This is a genomic window from Vibrio sp. 10N.239.312.D08 (assembly GCF_041466145.1).
In the GTDB taxonomy this organism is placed as follows: Bacteria; Pseudomonadota; Gammaproteobacteria; order Enterobacterales; family Vibrionaceae; genus Vibrio; species Vibrio crassostreae_C.
The window spans coordinates 127,571-149,533 of sequence record NZ_JBFSSD010000009.1; the positions used below are offsets into that span (position 1 = coordinate 127,571).

Annotated in this window: 17 protein-coding genes; 9 read left to right on the forward strand and 8 right to left on the reverse strand. The window is 45.0% G+C overall.

Going from position 1 to position 21,963, the window contains the following annotated elements:
* Positions 1 to 7: 7 nt before the first annotated feature.
* Positions 8 to 1,540, reverse strand: coding sequence for a DNA recombination protein RmuC (gene rmuC, locus AB6D58_RS07340; RefSeq protein WP_372156874.1), 1,533 nt, complete (start codon positions 1,538 to 1,540; stop codon positions 8 to 10).
* A 138-nt stretch (positions 1,541 to 1,678) separates the two neighbouring features.
* On the opposite strand from rmuC, the gene AB6D58_RS07345 reads away from it, so the two are divergent.
* Positions 1,679 to 2,572, forward strand: a complete 894-nt coding sequence (locus tag AB6D58_RS07345; protein WP_372156876.1) for a DMT family transporter — start codon at positions 1,679 to 1,681, stop codon at positions 2,570 to 2,572.
* Between the two features lie 137 nt (positions 2,573 to 2,709).
* Here AB6D58_RS07345 and AB6D58_RS07350 read toward each other — a convergent pair whose 3' ends face one another.
* From AB6D58_RS07350 to ftnA, 3 genes are all read right to left on the reverse strand, one after another.
* Positions 2,710 to 3,903 carry an NAD(P)/FAD-dependent oxidoreductase gene (locus AB6D58_RS07350; RefSeq protein ID WP_372156878.1) on the reverse strand — a complete coding sequence of 398 codons (1,194 nt, stop codon included), beginning with the start codon at positions 3,901 to 3,903 and terminating at the stop codon, positions 2,710 to 2,712.
* 251 nt (positions 3,904 to 4,154) lie between these two features.
* On the reverse strand, positions 4,155 to 4,478 hold the full coding sequence (gene uspB / locus AB6D58_RS07355) for a universal stress protein UspB (RefSeq protein WP_009848060.1): 324 nt from the start codon (positions 4,476 to 4,478) through the stop codon (positions 4,155 to 4,157).
* Positions 4,479 to 4,546: 68 nt separating this feature from the next.
* Positions 4,547 to 5,074, reverse strand: coding sequence for a non-heme ferritin (gene ftnA / locus AB6D58_RS07360; protein ID WP_017070096.1), 528 nt, complete (start codon positions 5,072 to 5,074; stop codon positions 4,547 to 4,549).
* A 189-nt stretch (positions 5,075 to 5,263) separates the two neighbouring features.
* Between ftnA and uspA the strand changes: the two genes are divergently transcribed.
* Positions 5,264 to 5,698 carry a universal stress protein UspA gene (uspA, locus tag AB6D58_RS07365; protein WP_017060149.1) on the forward strand — a complete coding sequence of 145 codons (435 nt, stop codon included), beginning with the start codon at positions 5,264 to 5,266 and terminating at the stop codon, positions 5,696 to 5,698.
* Between the two features lie 52 nt (positions 5,699 to 5,750).
* Positions 5,751 to 6,629 (forward strand): carboxylate/amino acid/amine transporter, encoded by an 879-nt coding sequence (locus tag AB6D58_RS07370; RefSeq protein WP_372156880.1) that lies wholly within the window; start codon positions 5,751 to 5,753, stop codon positions 6,627 to 6,629.
* A gap of 103 nt (positions 6,630 to 6,732) precedes the next feature.
* On the opposite strand, the gene AB6D58_RS07375 is transcribed toward AB6D58_RS07370, so the two are convergent.
* From AB6D58_RS07375 to AB6D58_RS07385, 3 genes are all read right to left on the reverse strand, one after another.
* Positions 6,733 to 7,308: a hypothetical protein gene (locus tag AB6D58_RS07375; protein WP_372156882.1), complete on the reverse strand. Its 576-nt coding sequence runs from the start codon at positions 7,306 to 7,308 to the stop codon at positions 6,733 to 6,735.
* Between the two features lie 121 nt (positions 7,309 to 7,429).
* A complete protein-coding gene (locus AB6D58_RS07380) occupies positions 7,430 to 8,209 on the reverse strand; it encodes a class I SAM-dependent methyltransferase (protein ID WP_372156884.1) in 780 nt (259 codons plus the stop codon).
* Positions 8,210 to 8,321: 112 nt separating this feature from the next.
* Positions 8,322 to 11,444 (reverse strand): EAL domain-containing protein, encoded by a 3,123-nt coding sequence (locus AB6D58_RS07385; RefSeq protein ID WP_372156892.1) that lies wholly within the window; start codon positions 11,442 to 11,444, stop codon positions 8,322 to 8,324.
* A gap of 126 nt (positions 11,445 to 11,570) precedes the next feature.
* On the opposite strand from AB6D58_RS07385, the gene asnC reads away from it, so the two are divergent.
* Complete coding sequence (asnC, locus tag AB6D58_RS07390; protein WP_008218581.1) at positions 11,571 to 12,035, forward strand: transcriptional regulator AsnC; 465 nt, start codon at positions 11,571 to 11,573, stop codon at positions 12,033 to 12,035.
* A 91-nt stretch (positions 12,036 to 12,126) separates the two neighbouring features.
* On the opposite strand, the gene prlC is transcribed toward asnC, so the two are convergent.
* Complete coding sequence (prlC, locus tag AB6D58_RS07395) at positions 12,127 to 14,169, reverse strand: oligopeptidase A (protein WP_017071475.1); 2,043 nt, start codon at positions 14,167 to 14,169, stop codon at positions 12,127 to 12,129.
* A gap of 279 nt (positions 14,170 to 14,448) precedes the next feature.
* Here prlC and AB6D58_RS07400 point away from each other — a divergent pair, with 279 nt between their 5' ends.
* The 5 genes from AB6D58_RS07400 to AB6D58_RS07420 all read left to right on the forward strand — a co-directional run bounded on the left by AB6D58_RS07400 (position 14,449) and on the right by AB6D58_RS07420 (position 21,842).
* Positions 14,449 to 15,288, forward strand: a complete 840-nt coding sequence (locus AB6D58_RS07400) for a 23S rRNA (adenine(2030)-N(6))-methyltransferase RlmJ (RefSeq protein WP_017060143.1) — start codon at positions 14,449 to 14,451, stop codon at positions 15,286 to 15,288.
* 187 nt (positions 15,289 to 15,475) lie between these two features.
* Positions 15,476 to 16,831, forward strand: a complete 1,356-nt coding sequence (gorA, locus tag AB6D58_RS07405) for a glutathione-disulfide reductase (RefSeq protein WP_065583839.1) — start codon at positions 15,476 to 15,478, stop codon at positions 16,829 to 16,831.
* 183 nt (positions 16,832 to 17,014) lie between these two features.
* Entirely contained in the window at positions 17,015 to 18,331 is a 1,317-nt protein-coding gene (locus AB6D58_RS07410; protein ID WP_372156886.1) for a serine/threonine-protein kinase, read from the forward strand.
* A 2-nt stretch (positions 18,332 to 18,333) separates the two neighbouring features.
* Entirely contained in the window at positions 18,334 to 18,927 is a 594-nt protein-coding gene (locus AB6D58_RS07415) for an ECF-type sigma factor (protein WP_372156888.1), read from the forward strand.
* 119 nt (positions 18,928 to 19,046) lie between these two features.
* Positions 19,047 to 21,842: a hypothetical protein gene (locus AB6D58_RS07420; protein ID WP_372156890.1), complete on the forward strand. Its 2,796-nt coding sequence runs from the start codon at positions 19,047 to 19,049 to the stop codon at positions 21,840 to 21,842.
* Positions 21,843 to 21,963 lie beyond the last annotated feature (121 nt).

Below are 21,963 nucleotides of genomic sequence, written 5' to 3' on the forward strand. Positions count from 1 at the left end.
CGGCCGATTAGTTTACTTTATCCTCAGTAGGTTGTCTTTCTACTAAAGAGACATTTTCTGAAAAAGCCTCATTTTGAGCCATTTCAGCCAAGCCTACCGAAATCGGTTTCTTCACCTCAACACCGAGTTGCTTGAAGCTTTCCGCCTGACGGATCACATTGCCACGCCCAGTCACTAGCTTATTCATCGCTCCTTGGTAGCTTTGGTTGGCTCTATCTAATGAGCTTCCAAGACCTTCCATATCATCAACGAACAGGCGTAATTTGTCGTAAAGCTTGCTCGCACGTTCCGCGATAACTTGCGCGTTCTGATTCTGTCTATCGTTGCGCCACAAGTTATCAATGGTACGCAGTGCCACCAGCAAGGTGGTTGGGCTAACCAAGATAATGTTTTGCTCCATCGCATCTTTAACTAAGCTAGGGTCGGCTTGAATCGCCACCTGAAACGCAGGTTCTACCGGAATAAACATCAACACATAATCCAAGCTCTGTATGCCTTTGAGTTGATGATAATCCTTCTGGCTCAAGCCTTTAATATGCGCGCGCAATGAAGCCAAGTGATCACGTAATGCGGCATCACGTTGTTGATCAGTTTCAGCATTGAAGTAACGCTCAAACGCCACCAAAGCCATTTTTGAATCCACCACCACTTGCTTGTCTTGTGGCAGATGCACAATCACATCTGGCTGGTAACGCTTGCCCGCATCGTTTTGCAGGTTCACTTGCGTTTGGTATTCGTGGCCTTCGCGCAGTCCTGATTCAGCAAGTACGCGAGCCAGCACCACCTCGCCCCAGTTACCTTGTTGTTTGTTGTCACCCTTTAGCGCTTGAGTCAGGTTCACCGCTTCACGCGTCATACTCTCATTAAGACGCTGCAGGTTTTTAAGCTCATGCACCAAAGTATGACGCTCTTTGGCTTCTTGGCTGAAGCTGTCGTTCACTTGTTTCTTAAAGCCTTCCAACTGCTCTCTTAGTGGAGACAACAAACCTTCTAGGCTCTGCTTATTCTGCTGATCGACCTTGGCGGTTTTGGTTTCAAACAGTTGGTTCGCTAACAATTCAAACTGCTGCTTAAGTCGTGATTCAGCTTGCTCTAGCAACTGCAGCTTTTCGCTATTGGCGAGGTTTTCTTGGTCATGCCTTGCTTCTTGCTCGCGCAGCTCGGCTTCTAATTCAGACTTATGATCTTTAAGCACATTGATCTCATCAGCGTACTGCTGGCGCTCTTGCTTTACCGCCTCAAAGTAGCGCAGTTTTTCCATTGCAGCCATCACCTTACCGTGCGCCTGCTTGAGCTCGAATGCCGCTTTGTCTCGGTCATCATCTAACTCATCGAGCTCTTGTTGCGCCTCTGCGAGTGATGCTTTGAGCTGAGCTTGCTGAGATTCATGCAACAAACGATCGGACTTTAGCTGCTGCTCGAGCAATCGCTGCTGAAAAGAGAGCTTCTGTTTAATCCACCAACCCACGACGCCGCCACTGACGAGTGCGCCAGAAATTGCAGCAATAAGCGTTGCCTGATGTTCGATAATCCATTGCATGATAATGATTTAGCCTAATTGGAAATAACTCATTAAATGGTATTTTGATACTGGATAAATGTCCAGTTTGCCGTATTAAAATTCGACAGATAGACTAAGCGCTCCGTATTAAGTCCCACCCTATTAGAATGAGTTGCCATGAACGAACGTCGTGCCTTGGGCTTTGGCCTTTCCGCAGTACTGCTGTGGTCAACGGTCGCTACTGCTTTTAAGCTGACCCTTGCTGAGTTTTCACCGATTCAAATGCTGACCATTGCCAGTATTGTGTCATCGATGGCACTGATCGCAGTCTGCGCCTTTCAAGGTAAGCTCTCTCAGCTGAGTACAACGTTCCTTTCAAACCCTTGGTATTACCTACTGCTCGGCTTGGTCAATCCACTGGCCTACTACCTGATTCTATTCAAAGCATACGACCTGCTGCCCGCTTCTCAAGCTCAAGCCATCAACTACAGCTGGGCTATCACGCTAACCTTAATGGCGGCGGTTTTTCTGGGGCAAAAGATTCGTAAGCAAGATTGGATTGCGTGTACCTTCAGCTATGCGGGTGTGGTAGTTATTGCCACCAAAGGCGATGTGTTAGGCATGCAGTTCGATAGCCCACTCGGTGTGGCACTGGCGCTGCTTTCTACTCTGCTTTGGGCGGGATACTGGATTCTAAACACCAAAAACAAGGCTGACCCTGTGATTGGCGTATTGCTTGGTTTCTTAGTGGCATTACCTTTCGCGATCGGTTTAACCCTTTACGAGGGCGAGAGCTTTAGCCAAATCACAGCGAAAGGTTGGATGGCAGTGACTTACGTAGGCCTGTTTGAGATGGGGATTACCTTTGTATTGTGGCTATCAGCATTGAAGCTCACCAACAACACGGCCCGTATCAGTAACCTGATTTTCGCATCACCTTTTATCTCTTTGATGCTACTTTCCACCATTATCGGCGAAGAGATTCACCCAGCGACCCTGTTTGGCTTGGTACTGATCATTGCTGGCTTAGTGATTCAACAGATCAAGTTTTCAAAAAACAAACCGGCGTAAATAAGAGCTAAAAGATTCGATTGAGAGCGAAAAGCTATCAATAAAGTCGAATCTAGAGCTAGTACACAATGTTAGATACAAAAATGGCGAGTCGTATGACTCGCCATTTTTATATAATTTAGAATCTATGGGTAAGCTTAAACCCACTGACCTGCTGCAAAGCCAGAACTCCAACACCATTGGAAATTATAGCCGCCTAACCAACCGGTTACGTCCATCACTTCACCAATGAAATAGAGGCCAGACACGCTCTTACATTCCATGGTTTTTGAAGATAGATGATTGGTGTCCACACCGCCTAGAGTCACTTCGGCCGTTCGGTAGCCTTCGGTGCCGTTTGGCGCAATTTTCCAGTTTTCTAGATACTCTGCGATGTCATTCAGCTGTTTTTCATTGAACTGCTTGAGCGGCTTGTCTTCCAGTTCTTTACGATCAATCAGCACTTCCACAAAACGCTTTGGTAGTGCTTTTGCCAAGGTATTTTTCAGGCTCTGATTTGGGTGCTTCTCGCGAGAGTTAGCTAGCAACTCAGCCACATCCACTTCTGGTACTAGATTAATCGAAACCGACTGACCCGCCTTCCAGAAAGAAGAGATTTGCAGTACCGAAGGACCCGATAGGCCGCGGTGGGTAAACAGCAACGCTTCTTTGAACAAGGTTCCGTCTTGCGCGGTGATCTCGGCAGGAATTGCGATACCAGAAAGCTCTGCGAAAGCTTCTTTATCTTCTTTATGTAGAGTGAATGGCACTAAGCCTGCGGTAGTTGGTATCACAGACAAACCAAATTGCTCGGCAATCTTATAGCCAAATGGCGTTGCGCCCAGCTTAGGCATCGACAAACCACCTGTCGCCACAACCAGTGAGTCACACTCAACTTCGTCGGTATTGAGGTGCATCTTGAAGCCAGCATCTGTTTTTTCGATAGAGTGAACATCACAACGGTAGCGTTGTTCGACTTTCGCTTGCTTACACTCGTCAAGCAGCATGCTCACAATGTCTTTTGCGGTGTGGTCATTGACACAGAACAACTGGCCGTGATCGCGCTCTTCGAACTCAATGCCGTACTTGCTGACCATCGAGATAAAATCCCAGTTGGTGTATTGAGATAAAGCTGACTTCACGAAATGAGGGTTGTCACACAGGAAGTTGTTGGCTGAAACATCATAGTTAGTGAAGTTGCAACGACCGCCACCTGAGATTAAAATTTTTCTGCCTGGTTTCTTTGCATGATCAACCACCAGCACTCGTCGGCCGCGTTTACCCGCTTCCGCAGCACACATTAAGCCTGCGGCGCCCGCACCAATTACGATTACATCAAATTTTTCACTCATGTGGTTCTGCTTTTCTTCGCTTTTGCAGCCCGAGTACACCCTGTTCTCGAAATGCCATCAATAAAAAAGGATGTGCATAAACAGCACATCCTTACTAATTGCTCGCTATTTTAGCGGCAATTTTAAACTTTGCAATTGATGTTCAATTGTACAATTTGCAGACAGCAGCAAAACCACTATTTGGCTTAGCGAACCAACAACCAAAGCTTCACACCAAAACCTAGGCTTTACTTCTCACGGACTAAAAAAATTTAGACGATGAAAGAAGAGAGCAAGGTTACACCTAACAGAGCGGAAGAGAGTATGAATAACTGTCTTACACGATCGCACTTCGAAGTAAAAACTTCGTCATGATGATGATGATACTCTTTGCTTTTGATGTAACTGAACAGGCGAACCTGTTTGGTCATATTGCCATGGGTTGTGAAAAAACCGCCTCCGTCTACTTGTTGATAAAGTAGAGGATGCGCTTCTCGCATAATATAAATGAGCGTTCTTAGCGCAGTAAAATAACGCGCCCAGTTCACGCAAGTCACAACCATTAGTGCAAATAGAATAGTGTCGCCGCTGATCATCCTTTCCTCCCTACATCTTCATAAGAAAACTCAAAAGAAAAAGATAATCAGTGTCTTTCTCGTACTACCTAAACGGCAGGAGCTTCCATAATTGAAGATGAACCATCTTTTGCCAATTGCGCTAGGTCTTTATCAATAAAGAACAGTGCTTTACCGTCTTCACCAACAAGTTCTAGCTTATCCAATACACCTTTAAACAACTTCTCTTCTTCGTGTTGCTCTGCAACGTACCATTGCAGGAAGTTAAAGGTTGAGTAGTCTTGTGTGCTGAAAGCAACGTGAGCCAGTTTGTTGATCTTTTCAGTAATCATCTGCTCATGTTCATAAGTTTCACGGAACACTGCACCAAGGCTTTCGAATTCGTGTTTCGGTGCTTCAATCGAACCCAGAATTGGCATTGCACCTGTTTCGCTTACGTAAGTGAAAAGACGCTGCATATGTTCCATTTCTTCTACTGCATGAACACGCAGAAACTCTGCTGCACCTTCAAATCCTTTGTCTTCACACCAAGCACTCATTTGTAAGTATAGATTGGATGAGAAAAATTCTAGGTTAATTTGATCATTCAGTTGCTCAACCATAGTTTTTGACAGCATTTAAGACTCCTAATTACATCCTCAATTTTCTCTACTATATCACTATTTAATGAATATCTCGCAGGCCATTAGTTAACCAATATTTCGAGCTGTCATTACGCAAGACAGTGGATATGAGATCACTTCAGCAAAAAAAACCATCGCATAGTGCTAATCTTAAATCAGACAATGAATAAAGGAGGTAGCGATATGAGTTACAAACATATTTTGGTCGCGGTCGATTTATCAGAAGACAGCAAATTAATTGTGGATAAAGCGGTAGCATTGGCTAAGCCATTGGAAGCCAAAGTCTCTTTTATCCATATCGATATTAACTACGCAGAGCTGTATACCGGCCTGATTGATATCAACATGGCCGAAACCCAGCACAACGCGATGGAAGCGTCTCGTATTCAGCTGCAAAATTTTGCGGAGCACGCCCAATACCCGATCACCCATACCCTAGTAGGCAGTGGTGATTTGAGTCATGAGCTGTGTGACACCATCAACGAGTTCAATGTTGATCTCGTGGTTTGCGGTCACCATCAAGACTTTTGGAGCAAGCTGCTCTCTTCAACACGCCAACTGATCAACGCCTCTCCGGTTGATATGCTGGTCGTGCCTCTAAGAGATTCAGAAGACTAATGATTTAAGGTTAGGTAACATACAGCTCATATCTTATTAACGAAGTTTTACTATGAGCTATTTAGCTGGTGTTACCCTCCTATGGGCCTTCTCCTTTAGCCTGATCGGCGTCTACCTTGCTGGTCAGGTTGATGCTTGGTTCTCTGTTTTGATGCGTGTTGCCCTTGCGGGTCTCGTATTTCTTCCCTTCCTTAAGTTTCGTGGCGTCTCACGTAAGCTGATCGCTAAATTGATGGCTATTGGTGGTATTCAGCTTGGGCTGATGTATTGCTTCTATTATCAGTCGTTCTTGCTGCTGTCGGTTCCTGAAGTCCTATTGTTTACCGTTTTTACCCCAATTTATGTCACGCTTATTTATGACTTTCTCAAAGGGCAATTCTCACCTTGGTATCTAGTGACTGCTGCTATTGCGGTATTAGGCGCGGTGTTTATTAAATTCGCGGGCATCAATGAAAACTTTTTAGTCGGCTTCCTTGTCGTGCAAGGCGCGAACCTGTGCTTTGCTATCGGTCAGGTCGGCTACAAGGTGGTAATGGAAAAAGAAGCGACTGAATTACCTCAACACACGGTATTTGGTTATTTCTATTTAGGCGCTCTGTGTGTGGCCTCGGTTGCTTTCATGCTATTGGGCAACCCAGAGAAACTGCCTACGACCACACTTCAATGGGGAATCCTGCTTTACCTCGGCTTAATTGCTTCAGGGCTGGGTTACTTTATGTGGAACAAAGGCGCGTGCATGGTAAACGCTGGCGCACTTGCCGTGATGAACAATGTGTTAGTCCCAGCAGGCCTTATGGTGAATATCCTTATCTGGAATAGAGATGTCGACCTAGTACGACTTTCCATTGGTGGTGGGGTTATCTTACTGTCTTTGTGGGTTAATGAGACTTGGGTTAAGAAGCGTGTTGCGAGAGATGTTAGCAATGTCTAACGCGTTAAACTAATTGGCTTTAGTCATATCCAGAAAGCAAAAGAGCGACCGTAGGTCGCTCTTTTTAAATCATTTGTGTAGCAATAAACTCTTCGAATCAACTTCAGTGAATGTGACTATGGCTCACTACCTGGGTCTTGGTTTCAGTGAAGGCTACGTCATCAAGTTGTAGGTTGATGCGTTCAAGGTCACTTTCCAATTTTTGGCTTTTCTTAAACAGCTTTTGCTGCTTCTTAATCATCTTCGCGAGCTTTTTGTTGTACTTCTCTTGTTTCTTCGCCGCTTTCTTCGCTTGTTTAAGTTCAGCTTTCTCATCACCGCTCGCCTTCGCCATCAATTTTTTCAGCTTGGCTTTCTTCAACGCGACTTTATCAGCCGTTTCTACGATAGCAGGATCAAAGATTTGTACCGTTGACTCAGCGCTGTCCATGACCTCGATAAGAGAAACGTCTGGAGTTGGCAATGTTTCAGCAAGTAGGCCACACGCGACTTTTTCTTCAACGGGTTTATTCTGACAATCAATCGGTGGGATGGCTGTTGGTTTGCATAGGTTCGCTTGATCCGACGATGAACGCGCACAAGAACGACACACAAACTTAGGTTGGGTAACCAAGCTGTGGATCTCTCCTAGGTGTTCAGTGATATCTCGACGGTTTAACTTACAAAAGCGTTTAGCCATGCTACAACTCCAGCTAAGAATAATAATGATTCTTAGTTAGATATACATCCGTAACGCGACTATCGCAAGTGTTAAATGGCAATTTATCGTATTTATGACGGGAAACTTTCTTAGCGTGCTGCTAAGTCATTGATGCTTTCACATAGACATCAAAACGGTTCTTTTTGGTTTCGATCGCCATGCTCGGTTTTTGCTCGTCTAACCATGCTGCGTAATCCGGTCTTTTTACCACAACACGCTTTGATGCAAGCTTCATCGCAGGCTCAAATAAACCATCAGCATCCAGATCGGCACCAACCAAAGATTGAAATACACGCATCTCTTTCTTAACCAAAGCCGATTTCTTTTTATTCTCAGGATGCGGGTACATCGGGTCGAGATACACCACGTCAGGCTGTTCGAAGTCAGGATCGTTGCTGAGCTTATCCAACGCGTCATGACTGGATGCGTGAATCAACTTCATGCGTTCGCTCACCCAACCGCCAATGTCTGGGTCTTTTTGTGCTCTCTGCAGGCCGTCATCCAATAATGCAGCCACAACTGGATGTCGCTCTACCATCTGTACTTTACAGCCCAACGAAGCCAGCACAAACGCGTCACGCCCTAACCCAGCGGTGCCATCTAAGATAGTTGGTGTTGCGCCTTTGTTTAGACCTGCAGCCTTAGCAATTGCCTGACCTTTACCACCACCAAACTTACGTCGGTGACCGACTGCGCCTCCGACCAAATCAACAAAAATAGCACCAAGCTTAGGTTCATCAACTTTACGTAACTCAAGTCGCTCGCTAGTCAGTACCAAAGCGAAATCGCTGTTTTCATCATGGGATAAATTCCAACGGGTCGCTAAGTCATTTAGATGATCGATTTGGGTGGAATCTTCGCAAATCAGTTGTAGTTGCAAGGTCGTCTCCAACAGACAGTAGTATTCAAAACAAAAGAGGCAACCAGTTTACCTGATTGCCTCAACAATACATATTAGCGGTGAAAAGTATTCCCGGTTAAAGTCGGCTTACCTAAACCAATGACTCTATCTCTCGTTCTTGTCTTAACTCTTCAACGAGCTCTGCGAGTGGTTTAGGTCGGCCTATGATGTAGCCCTGCGCGTAGTTCACACCCAGCTCAATCAGCTTGTCGATGATCTGGGTATTTTCAACGAACTCAGCCACGGTGTGCTTGCCCATCTGCTTGGCGAGATCATTGATCGAGCGAACCATCACATGGTCCATCTCATTGACATCAATATCACGCACAAACAGGCCATCGATCTTCACAATATCGACGGGCAATTTTTTTAGATAACCAAATGACGATAGCCCTGAGCCAAAATCATCCAATGCAATCATGCAGCCAAGCTCTTTAATGCGAGTGAAGAACTTGATCGCCTGCTTCATGTTACTCATCGCAGCCGTTTCGGTGATCTCTAAACAAATCTTATGACACGGTATCGATGAATCACTCAGGCTATCGATCAAGAACTCGACAAAGTCACGATTCCCCATTGAATGACCGGAAAGGTTGATTGAACACATCCCCAGCTCCTCAATAACCTCAGGGCGTTGCTCCAACCAACTCAAAGTTTGACTGACGACTTGGCGATCAATCAAATGCGCGATGTTATAACGCTCTGAGGCTGGCATGAAAATCCCCGGAGAGATGTATTCCCCTTGGATGTTCTTGATGCGCACCAAGATCTCAAAGTGCATTTTATCGCTGTCTTCATCTAAGCCAAGAATACGCTGTGCAAACAACTCTAAGCGATCGTTAGCCAAGGCCTCATGCACGAGGTTGACGCACTCCATCTCAAGATGGCGACGACGCAGGTCTTCATCATCTTGATGGTAAAGATGATAGCGATTGCGACCTTCTTCTTTAGCGGCATGACAAGCTGCATCCGCCTGAGCGTGCACCATCTGCGGTGAAGCCGCAGTATGGTCAATCAATCGAATGCCGATAGAACACGTCAGGTTGAGTCGAATATCATCCCACAAGAATGGATTCTCGCTCATCATCGAGATAATACTGCGACACACATTAACCGCGTCTCGCTCAGTACAGTCTTTCATTAATACTGCAAACTCATCACCACCCATTCGCGCTAACACCGCATTGTAAGGCAGTACGTCTTCTAGCAGTTTGGCGCTAAACAAGATCGCAGCATCACCCGCTTCATGTCCTGCGGTGTCGTTCAAGACCTTTAACTGATCCAAATCTAGGAACAACATTGCGTGAGTTCGCATGTGACTCTCAACCTCTTTCAGCGCTTTTTGCAGCTCTTGCTCAAAGTGGTTGCGGTTAAAAGTGTCAGTCAGTAGGTCATAGCGAGCCTGATACTCTAGCTTTTCAGAAAGCTCGTGCGTTTCGGTGATGTCTTCACCCACAATCAACAGCTGATCAGACTCGACCAACGGGCGGATATTTTCACGAATCCAGATCTTGCTGCCGTCGGCATGGCGATATTCGATATCACGACGCCACACACCACGAATCTTATGCTGAGGTTGCAGCAAGATATGACGAGGAATCATCGCGTTCTCATCAACATAGAATTCTCTAGGGCGATGGCCCAACAACTGATCGAGAGGGTATCCCAAAAGCTCTTCGACAAACTGGTTCACTTGTTGAATGCGATTATTACCATCGAGCGTAATCATCATCACCGGCTGTTTGTCGTAATACAGCTTCAAGTTTGCTTCACGTTGGAACAGCTTATTCTCAGCAAGCTTACGTGAGGTCACGTCGCGCGCCTCAAAGAGAAACTGAATGTCTTCGTCTTCACTGCCCGGCATCGGCTTCAATGAAATATCCAACACCATCGCACCGCGATCTCGACACCACACCTCGGCTTCAAATCGTAAGGCTGGGTGCTCACTTTTTGCGATGAAATATTCGGCTAGCACTTCTCTCGCAGAACTTTCCCAATGTTGGTGTTGTTGCAGCGGCGTTCCCAGTTTATAGCCTTGATTATAAAGCAGCTCATGTAACTTGCTGTTACTCGACAGCAGCACGCCACCCTTATCAATGATGCCCATGAACTGCAGGCTTTGGTCGAATATCGACTCAAGCAGCAGCTGACTTTTTCGGCTGGCACGTTCACTTTTTTTAAGGCGATTAAGGTAATACACCAAGGTCGCGATGACACACGACATCACCAAAAACAGCAAACCTATGGTGCGAATTTCATCGCGGTAGCGTACTAGAAATGACTTCGGCTTATTGAGGAAGGTTACTGAGGCTTCATTCTCTGCACCCAAATCCCAACGTGAGATCTGTTGGTAATCGAGTTTGATTTCTGGCGCGCCAGCAACCACCAATGGCAATGGAGCCCTAGGGTTGTTCAGCACGCTCAACAGCACGCGTCCTGTATCTCGACCTTGCGTTTCACCACTTTGAATCACGCCACCAATCGCACCAAACCCAAGTCCTAAATCATGCACAATATACAATGGCATCTGAGTTTTTTTGTTGAGCTGACGCCAGTCTTCTTTGCTGCTGACCCGACCATTGATGTCGCGGTAGTAGGCCCAGAACAACAAGCTTTTAGTTAGATCAGCGCGTTGCGCGAACGTCATCAGTTCTTGATAAGAATCAGGCGTATATTGCTCCACCATCCCAGAAAACTCAGGGCGTTTTTGTAGAAATAAATCCACTTGAGCGCGAATAGCTTCACCCGTTACCGAGTGATCGGTAACCACGTAAACTTTTTTAACCGTCGATTGAAGTCGATTGATCAGCTCAATATTGCTCGCCATATCAATATCTTCAGTGATACCGGTTGCGTGCAAGCCTTCAATCATTTGCGGAGAAAAATTGTTGATGCCACCAAAAATAACGGGCGTGCCATTGAGTTCGGGCGCTAAGCGTTTCATCAGATTGAGGGCGTTATTATCACTGACGACTACAGCGGCAAACTCTTCATGCGACAGCTTAGTGCGGTATAGCTGATAAATTCGCTCTAAGTATTCAGCGTTTTGAGTTCGCTTGGTATCGAGATAAACAACCCGGTAAGATAACCCATCGCGATCGAGCTCATCAGATAGTCCTTTATGGAAATCATCTGTCCAGAAAAAGCCTTGATGATAAGAGTGAATAACCAACACATCTTTTGCCTGAGCTGAAGCAAAAACACTCCAACACATCACAATAAAAAATAACGAAAATCGCACTGAATTCACCCTAACCCTATAGTTACTGCTAATATTATCACCCTTGGCTATGATGTGTACTCAAGCCGGTATGTTTTTCATTCAACCTAAGGATTATGCATGTCCACAACCACAGCTCGTCTAGATGATCTAGACCGTGCCATTCTCAAAACCTTGATGGAAGATGCACGAACTCCTTACGCTGAAATGGCAAAGCAGTTCGATGTCAGCCCTGCGACGATTCACGTTCGCATCGAAAAGATGAGATCGGCAGACATTATCGAGCGAACGGAAGTTGTGGTAAACACCAAAAAACTGGGTTACGACGTGTGTTGCTTTATTGGCATCAACCTTAATGCTGCCAAAGATTACCACTCGGCGATCGCTAAGCTGAATGCCTTAGACGAAGTGGTTGAGGCGTACTACACCACTGGTGCTTACAATATCTTTGTAAAGCTGATGTGTAAGTCGATAGAAGAGCTGCAGTTTGTATTGATCGATAAGCTGCAAGCGATCGATGAAGTTCAGTCGACAGAGACACTGATTTCATTGCAGAACCCTATCAACCGCAATGTGAATCCATAACATTGATTCGCCTTGCTTGGCATAACGCACAGACAAAAAAAGAGCCTCTAACTAGAGGCTCTTTTCGCAATAAACTAGATAGTTACCGTGATTATGCGTTAATTCCCGCGTGGCGCAGCATTGCGTCGATTTGTGGCTCACGACCACGGAAGCGTTTGAACAGCTCCATTGGCTCTTCACTGCCACCCATTTCAAGGATGTTGTTCAGGAAGCGATTACCCGTTTCAGTGTTGAAGATACCCTCTTCTTCAAATGCTGAGAACGCATCTGCCGATAGCACTTCTGCCCACAGGTAGCTGTAGTAGCCCGCGCTGTAACCACCAGCAAAGATGTGACCAAAGCTGTGTGAGAAACGGTTCCAATCTAGGCTTGGCAATACCGATACCTTAGACTTAACATCCGCTAGTGTTTCTAGTACGCGAGCACCCACTTCAGGGTCGTATTCAGTGTGTAGCGTGAAATCGAACAAACCAAGCTCTAGCTGACGCAGGATAAACATCGCAGATTGGAAGTTCTTCGCCGCTAGCATCTTCTCTAGCATCTCTTTTGGTAGCGCTTCACCCGTTTCGAAGTGACCAGAGATGAACGACAGCGCTTCTTCTTCCCAACACCAGTTTTCTAGGAACTGACTTGGTAGCTCAACCGCATCCCAAGGCACACCATTGATACCCGCAACTGCGCCCGCTTCTACTTGCGTTAGCATGTGGTGGATACCGTGGCCGAATTCGTGGAACAAGGTCACCACTTCATCGTGAGTAAACAGTGCTGGCTTATCACCAACTGGCTTATTGAAGTTACACGTTAGGTAAGCAACCGGGGTCTGTAGCTCGCCAGATTCGGTAATGCGACGACCACGACAGTCATCCATCCAAGCGCCACCACGTTTGTGTTCACGTGCGTATAGATCTAGGTAGAAGCTACCACGCAGTGTTCCAGTCGCATCAAAGATATCAAAGAAACGCACTGACTCATGCCAAGTGTCTACGCCTTGACGCTCTGTTACCGACATACCAAACACGCGGTTCAGTACCTCAAACAGACCTGAAACCACATTAGATTCTGGGAAGTAAGGACGAAGCTCTTCATCAGAGATCTCGAACAGTTTCTGTTTTTGTTTCTCACTGTAGTAAGCGATGTCCCACAGGTTTAGCTCAGAGACACCAAATTCTTTCTCAGCAAACTGGCGTAGCTCTTCAACTTCTCGCTCACCTTGCGGTTTGGCTTTTACTGCTAGGTCGTTTAGGAAGCCAAGCACTTGGTCTGGCGTTTCTGCCATCTTAGTCGACAGTGATTTTTCGCTGTAAGTACTGAAACCAAGCATGCGCGCGATCTCGTGGCGTAGCTTAAGTTGCTCGGTGATGATCTCAGTGTTGTCCCACTTACCTGCGTTTGGACCGCGATCTGAAGCGCGCGTTACGTACGCTTCATAAAGCTCTTTACGCAGTTCTTGGTTATCACAGTAGGTCATCACAGGTAGGTATGATGGGATATCTAAAGTCAGTAGGTAGCCTTCTTGCTCTTTAGACTCAGCTGCCGCTTGAGCTGCCGCCAGTGCTGATTCAGGCATACCTGCCAGCTCAGCTACGTCTGTGATCTGCTTGCTCCAACCCATGGTTGCATCAAGCACGTTATTTGAGAATTGAGAGCCTAACTCAGACTGGCGCTTGCTGATCTCGCCGTAACGATGCTGTTCATCTGCAGGTAAGCCAATGCCCGACAATTCAAAGTCGCGCAGTGCGTCGGTAATAGTTTTTTGTTGAGCTCGGTTCAGTGCAGAGAATGCTTCACTCGCCTTGATCGCTTTATACGCTTCGAACAAGCCTTTGTGTTGGCCAACCCAAGTGCCGTATTCAGATAGCACAGGTAAGCAGCTCTCATACGCTTCACGCAGTTCGTCACTGTTCACGACAGAGTTCATATGGCTTACAGGTGACCAAATGCGACCTAAACGATCATCCACTTCTTCAATTGGAGCAACTAGGTTGTCCCAGCTTGGTGAAGTATTACCTTCAAGTACTTGTTCTATCTTGTTGCGACACGCTTCAATCACTTGCTCAACTGCAGGCTTTACGTGCTCTGGCTTGATCTGTGAAAACGGAGGTAAGTCCGTGAAGGTTAATAGCGGATTAGACATATAAACATTCCTTTGGCTTTAGAGACTTTCGTCTTTTTTGTAATGAGGTCGTCTTACAGTCATCAGGCTAAAGTTCGCCCTAAAAAATCACCTGCGAATAGTTATTAAATAGTGCCCAACAAGGCAAATTTCAATAGTAGAACCAATAACTAACTGCATATTGCTAGCGACTGTTCCTGAATTGTTCGAGAATTTATGGTCCATTGAGGGTTATAATAGTCTGATTAACCCCACCTACACTAACCACACTCTAATTCGAGAGTGTTACGAGAGTTTAATTTGTTAAGTTATCGCCACAGCTTCCACGCAGGTAACCATGCCGACGTAGTAAAGCATATCGTACAGAGCCTTATTCTTAATTCTTTGAAACAAAAGGATAAGCCTTTTGTTTATCATGACACTCACTCTGGTGTAGGTCGTTACGACTTAACGCATGAATGGTCTGAAAAAACCGGTGAATACAAGCAAGGTATTGCTCGTGTGTGGGAGCAAACAGACCTTCCTGAAGACATTCAAAGCTACCTTGAGTCTATTTCCATTCTCAATAATGGCGAGAAACTGCGTTACTACCCGGGTTCTCCACGTGTTGCACGTGCACACCTGCGTGACCAAGACCGCATGGTACTGACTGAGCTTCACCCAGCCGATCACCCGCTGCTTGAGCAAGAGTTCCACCGTGATCGTCAGGTATCTATCTACAAAGAAGATGGTTTTAAGCGCTTAAAGGGCAGCCTGCCACCAAAAGAACGTCGTGGTTTAGTACTGATCGACCCGCCTTACGAGCTGGCAAAAGAGTACCGTGATGTCGTGACTGCAATCGCTCAAAGCCACAAGCGCTGGGCAACCGGTATCTACGCAATTTGGTACCCGGTAGTAAATCGCTGTGATATCGAAGATATGATCGAAGGTCTCGAAGGCTTAGGCATCAACAAGATTCTACAAATCGAACTTGGCGTATCACCAGACACCAACGAGCGTGGCATGACGGCATCAGGCATGATCGTGATTAACCCGCCTTGGAAGCTAGAAAGCCAAATGAAAGAGATTCTTCCATTCTTGAAGGAAGCAATTGCGCCAGCGACCGGTCACTTCAAAGTAGAGTGGATCGTACCCGAGTAATCTCGAGTCCACATCATAGACTGAAGAATCTTCAACAGACTGTGATGTGGACGAATAAATTTTAAACAGGGAGATTGAGTTCAACCGATCTGCCCTCAATATAATAATTAGACAATTTAAGAATCTATAGGACGTAGGTGTTCAGTGCGCTCACTGTACCCACAGCCTTCAATAAATGGAGAAAGTAATGGCGACTCATTTTGATTACATCTGTATCGGCGGCGGTTCAGGCGGCATCGCATCAGCAAACCGCGCAGCAATGCACGGTGCAAAGGTTGCACTTATCGAAGCTCAAGACCTTGGTGGTACTTGTGTAAACGTTGGTTGTGTTCCTAAAAAGGTAATGTGGCACGGCGCTCAAGTTGCTGAAGCGATCAACCTATACTCTGAAGATTACGGCTTCGACGTTGACGTAAAAGGCTTCAACTGGAGCAAATTAATAGAAAACCGCCAAGCGTACATTGGTCGTATCCACCAATCTTACGATCGCGTTCTTGGTAACAACAAAGTAAACGTAATCAAAGGCTTTGCTAAGTTCGTTGACGAGAAGACTGTTGAAGTTAACGGTGAACACTACACCGCTGATCATATTCTGATCGCAGTAGGTGGTCGTCCAACCATTCCAAACATCCCTGGCGCAGAATACGGCATCGATTCAAACGGTTTCTTCGACCTAATGGAGCAACCTAAACGTGTTGCGGTTATCGGCGCGGGCTACATTGCTGTTGAGATCGCAGGCGTACTAAGCGCACTTGGCACAGAAACACACCTGTTCTGCCGTAAAGAATCTCCACTACGTAGCTTCGACCCAATGATCATCGAGACATTGGTTGAAGTAATGGAAGCGGAAGGCCCAACACTTCATACACACTCTGTTCCAAAAGAAGTAGTGAAAGAAGCAGACGGCACACTGACTCTACACCTAGAGAACGGCAACACTCAAAACGTTGACCACCTAATCTGGGCGATCGGTCGCCACCCAGCAACTGACGCTATTAACCTAGCATCAACTGGCGTTGAGACGAACGATCGTGGCTACATCAAAGTAGACGAGTTCCAAGCAACTAATGTTCCTGGCATCTACTGTGTTGGCGACATCATGGAAGGCGGTATCGAGCTAACACCTGTTGCTGTTAAAGCCGGTCGTCAGCTTTCTGAGCGTCTATTTAACGGTCAAACAAACGCAAAAATGGACTACAAGCTAGTGCCTACTGTTGTATTCAGCCACCCACCTATCGGCACTATTGGTCTAACGACTCAAGAAGCTGAAGAGCAATACGGCAAAGACAACATCAAGGTTTACACATCGGGCTTCACTGCGATGTACACAGCAGTAACCAAGCACCGTCAACCTTGTAAGATGAAGCTAGTATGTGCTGGCGAAGAAGAGACTGTCGTTGGCCTACACGGCATCGGCTTCACGGTTGATGAAATGATTCAAGGCTTCGGCGTTGCAATGAAGATGGGCGCAACCAAAGCAGACTTCGACTCTGTTGTGGCGATTCACCCAACGGGCAGCGAAGAATTTGTGACCATGCGTTAATCGCAGATCATAAGATTAAAGATAGAAGCAGGCTTAGGCCTGCTTTTTATTAACCAGATTGAACAAAAAAAGAACGCACAAAGCACTGATATATAAAAAATTATAAAAGATTGTCAAATCTCAGCAAAATCTATAGCTCGTACTTATAGAATCCCGTTCATAATAATTCTTGAACAAGCGACAATGTCAGTAGCCAACACCCATATAACCGATCTTTTTTATCAATTATTGGACCTATCTGAGGCAGAAAAAACAAAATACCTAAAAGAATTAAAATCACACCAAGTCGAACTGTATAACAAGATTTATCCCCTTCTCTGCTCGTCAGATCTAGAGCCTCTTACACACATCTTTGGTGTAAGCGCACTTCAAGCTACCGACAAAAAAGCTAACTTCTCTGATACATACATTGATAAATACCACCTATCTTACGAAATAGGTCGTGGCGGTATTGGTGTTGTCTATGCTGCTACTCGAGTGGATAAGACATTCCATCAAGATCTTGCCATAAAACTCATTCAACCCGCTTTATCTCACCTCATAGATAAAGAGTATCTGTTTCAAGAAGCACAAGCGCTTGCGACGTTGAATCACCCATATATAACCAAGGTGATCGATGGAGGGACACATGAAGGGTCTGTCTACATCGTTATGGAACATATTAAAGGTTGCACGTTGAACGAGTACCTTGCGACCTACAACCTGAGTTCCCCAAAAAAGCTCAATCTATTTTTAAAGGTGTGTGCGGCTATCTCACATGCCCATAGGCACCAAGTGCTGCATACCGACTTAAAGCCAGAAAATTTATTAATCGATTGTGAGGGGAACCCAAAGATACTCGACTTTAATTTAATGAGAGGAATCAGTGACCAGTTATCAACTCACCCACTCACAATCAATGCCTACAGTCATGACTACGCTAGTCCAGAGCAAATCAGCGGAAGCCCTCCCACAGTCCAATGCGATATTTACGCTCTAGGAAAGATCTTAAACTTCATGTTTCCTAAACTACCGATAAGCCAGGGGGATCTAAACTGCATAATTCAAAAAGCGACACGACGCCACGCCTTACTACGCTATTCGAGCACCAATGAACTCTACAACGACATTACGCAGCTGATCGCTTGTCGTCCAATCTCCGCATATCAAGACCAACCATTTTATTCCGCTCTGAAGCTATGCCAACGCCGTCCAATTCAATGTGCCTTATCTACTGTGCTCATTTGGTGTGGTGTAGGTTTCTACACGCCTTTGATCAAAAAAAACCAACAACTTCAGATAGAAAAGCGCGCTTCAGAAAGAGTCACAAGGCAATTTGTCCGAACGCTTTCTCAAATAAAAGAGAGCCCTAAGTCGAAAGCATCGATCAATACAGTACTAAAAGATACCCATAAAGCGGTTTTAGGCGATCCTGGTATACCAACAAAAACAAAGATGAAACTGTTACGAATAATTGCCCCACAAACAACTAGGACAAAATCAACAAAAGGAAACTGCTAACCATGAGTAACCAACTGACTGATATAGAGTCGATCATCAGAGATTGGAAAGCGGGGCATAAATGGGCAGAACAGAAACTCTATCGCTTCGCTTACGCCCACCTCTACGATCTCGCTCAAAAAGAGAGAAAGAGGAGCACAACCAAGCATGATCAAAACTGTTGGGTGTCTTGGAATAGCATCAACAACACAACGGCGTTAGTTCACGATGCTTACCTAAAGCTCTCTTTTGCTGATACTCAATCAATAAAAGACACTCGTGATTTTCTGTTAATGGCAGCAAAAATCATGCGACAAATACTCATCGATAACGCTCGACGTCAACAAGCACAGAAACGCCAACTCCCCACAAAATTTCCCCCTCAAGAAGAAAGGCATTTCGAGCAGCTAATCATTATGGATAAGGCTGTTGACCACTTTACTTTGAATTACCCAAGGCAATCACAAGCATTCAAACTGAAATACCTTATGGGGCTTCAAACTCAAGAAATTAGCCAGCTACTAGCGTGTAGCGACAGCCTAATTGAAAAGGATTTAAAGTTCTCTCGCTGTTGGTTAACGAGGAAAGTAAACACGCAGCACAACCCAATTTATTGAAAATAATTTACGGTATTTCACTCAAATTTCGTGTCTTGTGAAATCCACTCTACAAAGGTAAAAACGCCGCAGATCTTAATTAACCTAAAAATAATTACTCTTCAGGGTAAGGATAAAAAATGAAAAAGGTAACGTTATTAGCGGCTGCGGTGGCACTAGGCTTAACAGGTTGTGGGAGTGATAGCCCCCATACGAGTAATACCCCTGGCAATGATGGTACTCCTCCTGGCGGCGATTCAGGTGATAAATCGAGTAGCATTGTAGTAAAGGGATTTGATGGCTACTTCCATAACGCCGTAGTGTTTGCCGATGTGGACGACAACGGGAAACTGAATCTAGACATCGATACTGTGTTCGGTCTAACAGACGAAAACGGTGAATTAACACTACCGAAAAATACAGAGGTCAAACACAGCCTAGGTTTACAAACGCTCCGTCCTGGCGATGTAACTCCAGAGCTGGCTCAGAAACTGAGTACTCTTCCTGACAATACAAAATCACTGGATAAACTGTTAGATCTATATACAAGAGATATGGACCTTCCGGACCAACCTATGTCCAACGCTGTCGTACTTCGCACACCAAAGGTTGATGGCAGTGAAGGTGTCGTTATATCTCCAATTACCGATCTAGTCGCTATCGAGATGCGCAAAAATAACAGCACACTTGAAGCTGCCGCATCAGCAGTAAGTAGCAACCTTGGGGGCACAGAAGAAGCACCAATTGATCTTTTCTCTGACTTTGTCGAAGACTCTAAGAGCAACCTGCAAAGTGCTCGACTTCATAAAACTGCGCAGATTCTTACGGAGTCAAAAGCGAAAAACCCTTCAGAATACGAAAAACAAATTGAGGTAATCACGGACACGGCTACTGAAAAATCAGAAGAAATCGTTACAGAAGACAATATGGGCGATGAGAACCTGGTAAACGACAGGCCAATCATTGATCCAACTGAGCCAGAGACCGCTATTCGCAACTTTAAGTTGTTAGTTAATCCATCAGCAGCATCAGCGATCCAGAAACAGATCCATACACTCAAAATTACCGAAACAGATACTGTTTTAGAAACGATTGAAGTACCAAACAATCTTTTTGAAGATAAGTATTCAGTAGACGGTGCTCTAACTCCGGTAAGGCCTAGAGTTAAAATTGATGGAGAAGGAGAGATCACTGCTGAGCTTGACGAAACTGGTACTACGTTAACATTATCAAGTTCAGGCTCATTGGAGAATCCGCAGCGCAGTTACACAATTACGTTTGAAGCAGAAGACAAAGATACACAAGATGAAGATGCGAAAGTAACCAGTACACTGCGTACTACTTTTTCATTCGATGTTGACCTACTCAACACACCTCCAAGCATTGTGGATACGGAAGAGACACGAATCCAGACTGAAATTGTATCTACATGGAATCTAATCCAAGGTGCCCAGTTTACCGGAGAGATCCCAGTAGATACGTTGTTTGAAGATCGTGAAGATTCTCACCTAACATACACAACAAATATCGACAGTGCAGTTCCTGGTCTTAAATCTGAGTACGATTCAGTATCTGGCGTAATTCACATAACGGGTTACCCAAAAAAGGTTAATAGCAACAAGGTAAACTTCACCATTCATGCTGATGATGGTCACACTTCAACCTTCTTAGCGTCTGCACCAGCGAACTTTACAATGCCTCCAGTGCAAGCTGGCAGCATCAGTATTAACGAAGAGTTAGAAGCAGATCTACAAGCACAAATTACGACGCAATGGTCACTGACTGTTGGTAAAGACTTTGAAGAAGCTTTCAGCGTTGCAAATCTGTTTAGCTCAAAGGTTTCGGGCGATATTGAATATTACGCTCACTATGCGCCACATGATAATGAAGCGCCAAGCAACCCGATTCCGGGTGTATCGGTAAGTGTTGATAGTTCGGGCTTCGTAACATTAAGTGGGCGCCCAACTTCAGAGACCAATAATGTTGTTCTGTATATCGCACAGGGGATCAACTTTTCGGGTGGTGAGGAAAATGATATTGAATCAGAAATGGTAACGTTTAGGTTGCCTAACGTTCAGCCAGGAGATGTTACACCTCCCACAACATCTATCGAAGACCAATATTTGTATCAATCAGCACTAGAAAACTACAATGATGAAGGTACAGGCTTAGCTTGTGAGGTTCGATATTTCGATTCAGAAACACAAACGCTCTACGCATACACTCGTACTCAAGACAGCTTTACTTCTTGCCCTGAGATTAATACTTCGTCGTCTCCTGCTAACAACAATAATTTTGAGTCACTTGGTTCATACACTATTGATGCTAGTGGGGGGTATGTACTTAATATCAATGATGGTGATGAATCATTCACTATTCGCTATAGTGCTCAAAAGTACCAAGACTACTTTGTGTTCCAAAATACAGAAACTTTCGACTATTCAATTGACGACAAAGTAGAAAGTATGACTTTTGAGGAAATGCACCCTGCCTATACTACTCCACAACAGTTGAATGCCTTAATATCTCAACGCATTACTGATGGCGTTACTGATGACGTATGGGTTGAAGGTACTCTTCATTATATTGACCAAAATGGCAACATTAATGATATGGATGTTGACGCAGCTATGAATGATGTAGATGACAATTGCACTGATACTAACATGTGTGAGAGTGGTGTATCAGATGCAGACATTTACCTTAAAATGAGCTGTGAAGAAGTAAAAGCAAACTACACATTCGACGTGTACTCAATGTCGGGAACACCGTTTTCCTGGGAAGTGCAGTACTTTGATTCTGCGAAAAATAACAGCTGTGGTATCGATTTTACTTCTATCACTCCAATCACGAGCGGTATTAGAACCATTCATGGTGAAGTGAAAGAAGAAAAACTTGGTAAATTTGCAGACATCCTGTTTAGTTTCGCAAGATAAAGTTGAATTAGTTCAACATATAATTTAACTAACATTAAGCCTTGTCGCTCTCGACAAGGCTTTTTAATGGTTCATCGCGGATTAGCGGGAACTAAAAACAAAAACGGTAGTAAGTGATATG

Coding starts and splice junctions, on each gene's coding strand:
- AB6D58_RS07385 (WP_372156892.1), bottom strand. CDS start 11,444: ATGTGTTGGAGTGTTTTTGCTTCAGCTCAGGCAAAAGATGTGTTGGTT.
- gorA (WP_065583839.1), top strand. CDS start 15,476: ATGGCGACTCATTTTGATTACATCTGTATCGGCGGCGGTTCAGGCGGC.
- AB6D58_RS07370 (WP_372156880.1), top strand. CDS start 5,751: ATGAGCTATTTAGCTGGTGTTACCCTCCTATGGGCCTTCTCCTTTAGC.
- AB6D58_RS07375 (WP_372156882.1), bottom strand. CDS start 7,308: ATGGCTAAACGCTTTTGTAAGTTAAACCGTCGAGATATCACTGAACAC.
- AB6D58_RS07420 (WP_372156890.1), top strand. CDS start 19,047: ATGAAAAAGGTAACGTTATTAGCGGCTGCGGTGGCACTAGGCTTAACA.
- AB6D58_RS07350 (WP_372156878.1), bottom strand. CDS start 3,903: ATGAGTGAAAAATTTGATGTAATCGTAATTGGTGCGGGCGCCGCAGGC.
- uspB (WP_009848060.1), bottom strand. CDS start 4,478: ATGATCAGCGGCGACACTATTCTATTTGCACTAATGGTTGTGACTTGC.
- AB6D58_RS07410 (WP_372156886.1), top strand. CDS start 17,015: ATGTCAGTAGCCAACACCCATATAACCGATCTTTTTTATCAATTATTG.
- AB6D58_RS07415 (WP_372156888.1), top strand. CDS start 18,334: ATGAGTAACCAACTGACTGATATAGAGTCGATCATCAGAGATTGGAAA.
- rmuC (WP_372156874.1), bottom strand. CDS start 1,540: ATGCAATGGATTATCGAACATCAGGCAACGCTTATTGCTGCAATTTCT.
- AB6D58_RS07345 (WP_372156876.1), top strand. CDS start 1,679: ATGAACGAACGTCGTGCCTTGGGCTTTGGCCTTTCCGCAGTACTGCTG.
- ftnA (WP_017070096.1), bottom strand. CDS start 5,074: ATGCTGTCAAAAACTATGGTTGAGCAACTGAATGATCAAATTAACCTA.
- asnC (WP_008218581.1), top strand. CDS start 11,571: ATGTCCACAACCACAGCTCGTCTAGATGATCTAGACCGTGCCATTCTC.
- prlC (WP_017071475.1), bottom strand. CDS start 14,169: ATGTCTAATCCGCTATTAACCTTCACGGACTTACCTCCGTTTTCACAG.
- uspA (WP_017060149.1), top strand. CDS start 5,264: ATGAGTTACAAACATATTTTGGTCGCGGTCGATTTATCAGAAGACAGC.